Below are 1,166 nucleotides of genomic sequence, written 5' to 3'. Positions count from 1 at the left end.
TGAGGTTACCCACGTTTAGTGGACACCCTATTAGTGCGGATCTTGTGTCCGTAGGAGAGGATGTTCATTGTGAGTCAACAGCGCAAGAAGTACACGCCGGAGTATCGGCGTGAAGCCGCGAACCTGGTAATAGAGTCGCGGCGTCCGATTGCTCATGTGGCTAAGGAGATTGGTGTGTCCGCCGGGCTTTTAGGCCGGTGGGTCAAACTCGAGCGTGAGCGCCGAGGAGCATCAGATGGGATGAGCGAGGCTGATCTTCGTGCTGAGAATGCTCGTCTTCGTCGGGAGCTGGCTGAAGCCAAGATGGATAACGAGTTTTTGTCAAAAGCGACAGCCTTCTTCGCTGCGAAGCAACGCGAGCAGAAAAGTTCGAATTGATGCAGCAGGAGAAGGCGAACTACAGCATCAAGCGCATGGCACGGCTTTTTAAAGTGTCTCGGTCTGGATACTACAAATGGGCCCATACGCAGCAGAAGCGACTATCGGGCGAAGATGATCGTGCAGCATTTTACGATGATGTTGACCGCAAGATTCACCGGATTTGGAAAGACTCCGATGAGGTTTATGGTGCGCCGCGGATCACCGCAGAACTTGCCGAGCGCTACCACATTGCGCTTAACCGTAAGACTGTGGCTAAACGGATGTGCATGATGGGGATTGAGGGGATTTCACCGCGGGCCTTTGTCCCGGTGACAACGATTCAAGCTAAGCGTAAGTCCACGCTTCCTGACCTGGTCAAGCGCATGTTTGATACTGGTGAGCTCAACCGGGTGTGGATGTCAGATATTACCTACTTGCGCACCGGTGAAGGCTGGTTGTACTTGTGCGCGGTCCGCGATGGCCATTCCCGCCGGGTGCTGGGCTGGGCTATGGATAGCGTTCAAGATACTTCCCTGGTCGAGCGGGCCCTGCGGATGGCGCACACGTTGCGTGGTGACGTTCCTGATGGGCTGGTGTTTCACGCTGACCGCGGAGCTCAATTCACTAGCGAGCAGCTCTGGGAGGTTTGCCGCAGCCTGGGCATTGCTCAGTCCGTGGGGCGTACTGGTGTGTGCTTTGATAACGCGATGGCTGAGTCGTTCTGGTCGACGCTTAAAACCGAGTTCTACGACCGTAAGCGCTGGACGACCCGTGATGCTGCACGCAAGGCCGTTGCCTACTGGATT

The 1,166-nt window shown here is 55.7% G+C and carries 2 protein-coding genes; both read left to right on the top strand.

The window, feature by feature from the left end:
- The first annotated feature begins 60 nt into the window (after nt 1-60).
- Complete coding sequence (locus HMPREF3162_RS08610) at nt 61-378, top strand: transposase (protein WP_061941125.1); 318 nt, start codon at nt 61-63, stop codon at nt 376-378.
- The coding region (locus HMPREF3162_RS08605; protein ID WP_070777611.1) for an IS3 family transposase at nt 378-1,166 on the top strand (789 nt) is incomplete at its 3' end. The genes HMPREF3162_RS08610 and HMPREF3162_RS08605, both read left to right, overlap by 1 nt.

The sequence above is a fragment of the Brevibacterium sp. HMSC07C04 genome (assembly GCF_001815905.1).
In the GTDB taxonomy this organism is placed as follows: Bacteria; Actinomycetota; Actinomycetes; order Actinomycetales; family Brevibacteriaceae; genus Brevibacterium.
This window is presented reverse-complemented; position numbering and strand designations above follow the sequence as displayed.

Coding starts and splice junctions, on each gene's coding strand:
- HMPREF3162_RS08610 (WP_061941125.1), top strand. CDS start 61: ATGTTCATTGTGAGTCAACAGCGCAAGAAGTACACGCCGGAGTATCGG.